Annotated in this window: 8 protein-coding genes; all 8 read left to right on the forward strand. The window is 41.4% G+C overall.

The window, feature by feature from the left end; all coding sequences use genetic code 11:
- The first annotated feature begins 195 nt into the window (after positions 1-195).
- The 8 genes from IM456_RS05960 to IM456_RS05995 all read left to right on the forward strand — a co-directional run bounded on the left by IM456_RS05960 (position 196) and on the right by IM456_RS05995 (position 4411).
- Positions 196-345, forward strand: coding sequence for a hypothetical protein (locus IM456_RS05960; RefSeq protein WP_287694405.1), 150 nt, complete (start codon positions 196-198; stop codon positions 343-345).
- A gap of 172 nt (positions 346-517) precedes the next feature.
- A complete protein-coding gene (locus tag IM456_RS05965) occupies positions 518-865 on the forward strand; it encodes an NADH-quinone oxidoreductase subunit K (RefSeq protein WP_002761414.1) in 348 nt (115 codons plus the stop codon).
- Complete coding sequence (locus tag IM456_RS05970; protein ID WP_287694407.1) at positions 862-2298, forward strand: cation:proton antiporter; 1437 nt, start codon at positions 862-864, stop codon at positions 2296-2298. Before IM456_RS05965 ends, IM456_RS05970 begins: the two co-directional genes overlap by 4 nt.
- Positions 2295-2678 (forward strand): Na+/H+ antiporter subunit E, encoded by a 384-nt coding sequence (locus tag IM456_RS05975; protein WP_149987923.1) that lies wholly within the window; start codon positions 2295-2297, stop codon positions 2676-2678. Before IM456_RS05970 ends, IM456_RS05975 begins: the two co-directional genes overlap by 4 nt.
- On the forward strand, positions 2675-2926 hold the full coding sequence (locus IM456_RS05980; protein WP_002739224.1) for a hypothetical protein: 252 nt from the start codon (positions 2675-2677) through the stop codon (positions 2924-2926). The genes IM456_RS05975 and IM456_RS05980 overlap by 4 nt, the downstream gene beginning before the upstream one ends.
- Positions 2923-3192, forward strand: a complete 270-nt coding sequence (locus IM456_RS05985) for a monovalent cation/H(+) antiporter subunit G (protein ID WP_002752066.1) — start codon at positions 2923-2925, stop codon at positions 3190-3192. The genes IM456_RS05980 and IM456_RS05985 overlap by 4 nt, the downstream gene beginning before the upstream one ends.
- 8 nt (positions 3193-3200) lie before the next feature.
- Complete coding sequence (locus tag IM456_RS05990; protein ID WP_149987922.1) at positions 3201-3749, forward strand: DUF4040 domain-containing protein; 549 nt, start codon at positions 3201-3203, stop codon at positions 3747-3749.
- On the forward strand, positions 3749-4411 hold the full coding sequence (locus IM456_RS05995) for a Na(+)/H(+) antiporter subunit B (RefSeq protein WP_125730147.1): 663 nt from the start codon (positions 3749-3751) through the stop codon (positions 4409-4411). The genes IM456_RS05990 and IM456_RS05995 overlap by 1 nt, the downstream gene beginning before the upstream one ends.
- The last annotated feature ends 471 nt before the right edge of the window (positions 4412-4882 follow it).

Below are 4882 nucleotides of genomic sequence, written 5' to 3' on the forward strand. Positions count from 1 at the left end.
CTGACAGGGGGACAAGCTGGCTGAACTCCTTACAGCACAAGCTTTTTGGGGTGTTCGAGCGAAAAAGTTCGATGCAGCTCACCCCCCGTTGTTGATAAAGATTTCTAGTAAGCTCGCCCAAATCCCTGATTCTCTCGTTAGCTTTTTGGCTGAAAGCGATGTATCTGTTTGTAACTGAGGAGCCTCAAAACCTTTGTGGACAATGCGTTGAGAGGTCTTGTCCCCCTGTCAGGGACTCTACTCAAAGAAAAATATCCCAGTCGTCGGGTTATTATTGCCAGCAAAAATATCAAAGATTTCCAAAACATTACTGATTGCGCTCTCTGGCAAGATATACATTATTAAAGCGAAACCGCTTGCTTTTATTTTTTCAATAATAATTATAGATCTAAAACAATCCATTTGCCACCCGAAAATTCCCCCCATAATCTTGAGAATTTTTTGATCAATTGGGACTCGATCGAGGATAATTAGAAGAAATATTTTGACTCATAACCAAATCTAATCAAGAAGCCCAGTGACGATTCCCCTCCTAGAGTTGTTTGTATTCGCCACCGTTTTGTGCGGATTTTTAGGAACATTCCTGAAAAAAAACTTAATCATGAAGATTATCGCCATGGATGTCATGAGTACGGGCGTTATCGCCTACTATGTGGTGATTTCTTCCCGTGACGGTTTGTTTACTCCCATCCTCAGTACAGTTAAACAGCAAAATTACGCTGATCCTGTACCCCAAGCAGTGATTTTAACAGCGATCGTCATCGGTTTTTCCATTCAGGCGTTAATGCTGGTAGGAGTGATGAAATTAGCCAAAGATAACCCCACCCTCGACAGCAGCGAGATAGAAAAAAATAACACACCATGAATACTTTAACGATCGCCTGGATAAGTTTACCCTTTTTGATCGGCTTTATCATCTATTTATTGCCGCGATTAGACAAATATCTGGCTCTCGCCGCCACTATTATCTCTCTCGCCTATTCTCTCCTTCTATTTAGCCAATCCTCCCCCATAACCCTTGACCTACTGGATAATTATGGCGTGAGACTGGTAGCCGATCAGTTAAGTGCCTATTTTATCCTCACCAATGCCCTGGTGACCATGGCGGTGATCTTTTATAACTGGGAAAGTAGCAAAACCGCCTTTTTTTACGCCCAAGCTATCATTCTCCACGGCAGCATTAATTCTGTCTTCGTCTGTGAGGATTTTATTAGCGTTTACGTTGCCCTAGAAGTAATTAGTATTGCCGCTTTTCTGGTGATTGCCTACCCTCGCAGCGATCGCTCTCTCTGGGTTGCCCTGCGTTATCTGTTTATCAGCAATGTGGCGATGTTATTTTACCTAATCGGCGCGGTTTTAGTCTATAAAGCCAATAATTCCTTTGCTTTTGCCGGTTTAAGGGGCGCACCTCCCGAAGCCTTGGCTTTAATCTTCATGGGATTATTAGTCAAAGGGGGAATCTTTGTCTCGGGATTATGGCTACCGATGACACACTCGGAATCGGAAACCTCCGTCTCGGCGCTGATGTCGGGGGTGGTGGTAAAAGCTGGCATTTTTCCCCTCCTGCGCTGTGCTTTAATCCTAGAGGATTTAGATGTCCTAATTCGGCTTTTCGGGGTGCTAACGGCGATTTTTGGCGTGTCATACGCAGTGTTTGAAAAGGATAGCAAGCGGATGTTAGCCTTCCATACTATTTCCCAGTTAGGTTTTATTTTAGCTGCCCCGGTAGTCAGTGGTTTTTATACCCTTACCCACGGTTTAGTTAAATCTTCCCTATTTCTGTTAGCGGGAGTTTTACCCAGTCGCAATTTTAAAGAATTACAGCAACAATCGCTCCCTAATTCTCTCTGGATTGCCCTAGTGGTTGCTAGTTTTTCTATCTCCGGATTCCCCCTATTATCTGGTTTTGGGGCGAAAGCGTTAACGATGAAAAATTTAGTCCCCTGGCAAGAGATTATGATCAATCTTGTGGCGGTGGGGACGGCGATTTCCTTTGCTAAATTTATCTTTTTACCCCATGCGGGTGGCGAAAGTAAACAGAAGCTAACTATCGGTTTCTGGATAGCAATAATTCTGCTCCTTGCCGCCCTATTTTTAGCCAATGCCGTCTATGTTGAAGCTTATAATCTCCCCAATCTTATCAAAGCTTTAGCCGTCATCGGTGCCGGGTGGTGGTTATATCTGGGAGTTTTCAAAAAGTTATCCCTAAAATTATCGCGAGCTTGGGAACAATTTGATAATCTCGTCGGTATGATGAGTATAATGTTAGTTCTATTATTTTGGATGGTCTTAGCATGATTGGACATATAATTCTGCGTTTAACTATGTGGTTTTTACTCACCGCTAATTTTACCCCCGCTAATATTATGATCGGGGTAGCTATTGCTTTTCTTTTGCCCCGTAATTTCGCCTCTAGCGAAACTTTAGGCGATTGGTTAAAGGTAATAATTAAAGTCTTTATAGCTATTCCCCAAGCTTATAAAGAAGCGTTTGAAATCATCTTTTGTCCCCACAAGGAAGAAGAAATTATTTTAGAAAGAATTTCTGGTAAACGTTCACCCAGATTGGCTTTTTGGGATATATTTCTCATTACTTTTACCCCGAAAACTATCGTCACCGAATACAAGGAAAATGAAGGTTATGAAGTCCATATAATTAAACGGAGTAACCAGGGATGAATATTGTTCTCATTGCCATGATTGTCGCCCTATTAATTCCCCTTTATGAAGTGGCAAAAAATGATGATATTTGGCAAAAAATGGCCGCCTTTGCCAGTGCTTCCAGTAAATCATCGATTATTATTCTAGTGGTGTCAGTTCTGCGGGATGATTGGATGATTGGAGTGGTAGCAGTGATTATTCTCAGTGTCGGTAATGCCGGCTTTATGTTATTAGCACAAATTCTTAAACGATTGAACGAATCATGATTGACATTTTCAGTTATATCTGTATCGCTATCGGAGTTTTTTTCTGGTTTTGGGGAACCGCGCATCTTTTAGACAAGCGCTCGGTATTATATAAATTACACGGTCTATCTGTCGCCGATACCTTGGGTTCCATGGCGATTATTTTCGGGCTACTTTTGAAAGTTCCCCAAAATTGGCCTTTATTATTATTGGCAATAATTTCCCTAGCAATTTGGAACACCATGTTAGGCTACGTTTTAGCTTATACTTCTAGCGATCGAGAGTAAAATTAAAGATGAATGAAAGTTATCTCTATCTCTATGTTATTGTTGCCCTCTTGCCTTTAACTGCGGCGATGGTGATATTACAATCCAATCCCTACCAAGCTTTAGTAATTCGCGGGGTTTTAGGGGCAATAGCCGCTTTAGTTTATGCTTTATTAGGGGCAGCAGATGTGTCTTTAACCGAAGCTTTGATGGGAACCATGTTAGCCGTAACTCTCTACGCGGTGGCGATTCGTTCCTCTTTAGTGATGCGTTTAGGAGTAATTGCCGAGGAAACCGATACAGTTTTAGAACAGTTAAAAACTCAACTACAAACGGTTTTAAGTAAACGTTTTATGCGTTTAGAATTAGTTGCCTACAGTGATAAACAAGCTTTGCAACAGGCACTTATTGATAAAGATGTTCATGCCGTCTGTATCCGTCAAGACAATCCAGAAACTATCCCCTACGAAACCACAATTAGATTACCCTATCTCTACGATATTTTTAAAAATGAATTAACGGCAGCCAACACAACTTTAACTTGTATTGAAACCCCAAAATTAGAGGAGAAACACTAATGAAATGGATTTATACTCTAGCCGCCATTGCCTTCGCTATCAAAATGGTAATTATTCCGAATACTGCTTCCTCTGTATCATCCTTAGAAATTGTTGAATCCCTGGTGCGCGACGGTGGTGTTCCTAATGCGGTTTCGGTGGTTATTTTTCGTAATCGTCTTTACGATACCATCTATGAAGTGGTGGTTTTTACCATTGCCATTATGGGGGCAAATTTTCTTTTAGCCACCGAAAAACCCGCCAGTAAAATCCATCAATTTACCGACCAACCTTCAATTATTTTAGCCCGTTTAGGGGCAACAATTACCGCTTTAGTGGGCATTGAATTAGCTATCCGCGGACATTTAAGTCCGGGGGGAGGTTTTGCCGCCGGAGTCGCCGGAGGTACGGCAATTGGTTTAATAGCAATTACCTCCTCTCCCGAATGGATGCAAGCAATTTATCGCCGTTGGCAAGCGGCAACATGGGAGAAAATTTCCGTCTTAGTTTTTATTGTTTTGGCTGCCATTACTCTCTCAGGATTTGAGTTACCCCACGGTGAATTAGGGGCGCTATTTAGTGGCGGCATTTTACCGATACTAAATATTTTAGTCGCCGTTAAAGTAGCTTTAGGTTCCTGGGCAGTAATCCTCGTTTTTATCCGCTATCGCGGTTTATTGTGAGAGGTTAATATCTATAATTTATGGCTGTAGGTGAGAACTTGGGATTAACCGATGATCATAACATGACTTGATGGTTGAAAAAATGCTATAGTAATTTTGTTGCCCTCCTCAAGAATCAATAGGCATCTAATGATTCTGGTAAAAGAACTCCCGATGTAAAAATTATGGTTAACGTTATTCGTGGTTCTTCAGCTAAACCTGTATCTTCTCAAAGATTATACTTTGCCCAGCTATAACTTGCATTTTTTACTCAAAGACAATAAGTTTAAGAGTCATAATTAGGGTTTGCTGAAAAAGTTTGTTGGTGGGGTTAGGAGTCAGTAGCCGGTCGTCAGTAGCCGGTCGTTTCAGGCTTTGTTGCCCTCTTTTTTTGTACCAGTTTATGTACTAAAAGAAGAATAATGCCAGGTTTTTGAAGGTCTTAATCCTATTTTCGCAGCATGAACATCGGATTTTAACAGGTCAAAAGCC

This window comes from Microcystis sp. M079S1 (assembly GCF_020246425.1).
Lineage (GTDB): Bacteria > Cyanobacteriota > Cyanobacteriia > Cyanobacteriales > Microcystaceae > Microcystis > Microcystis aeruginosa.

Coding starts and splice junctions, on each gene's coding strand:
- IM456_RS05970 (WP_287694407.1), top strand. CDS start 862: ATGAATACTTTAACGATCGCCTGGATAAGTTTACCCTTTTTGATCGGC.
- IM456_RS05975 (WP_149987923.1), top strand. CDS start 2,295: ATGATTGGACATATAATTCTGCGTTTAACTATGTGGTTTTTACTCACC.
- IM456_RS05980 (WP_002739224.1), top strand. CDS start 2,675: ATGAATATTGTTCTCATTGCCATGATTGTCGCCCTATTAATTCCCCTT.
- IM456_RS05985 (WP_002752066.1), top strand. CDS start 2,923: ATGATTGACATTTTCAGTTATATCTGTATCGCTATCGGAGTTTTTTTC.
- IM456_RS05990 (WP_149987922.1), top strand. CDS start 3,201: ATGAATGAAAGTTATCTCTATCTCTATGTTATTGTTGCCCTCTTGCCT.
- IM456_RS05995 (WP_125730147.1), top strand. CDS start 3,749: ATGAAATGGATTTATACTCTAGCCGCCATTGCCTTCGCTATCAAAATG.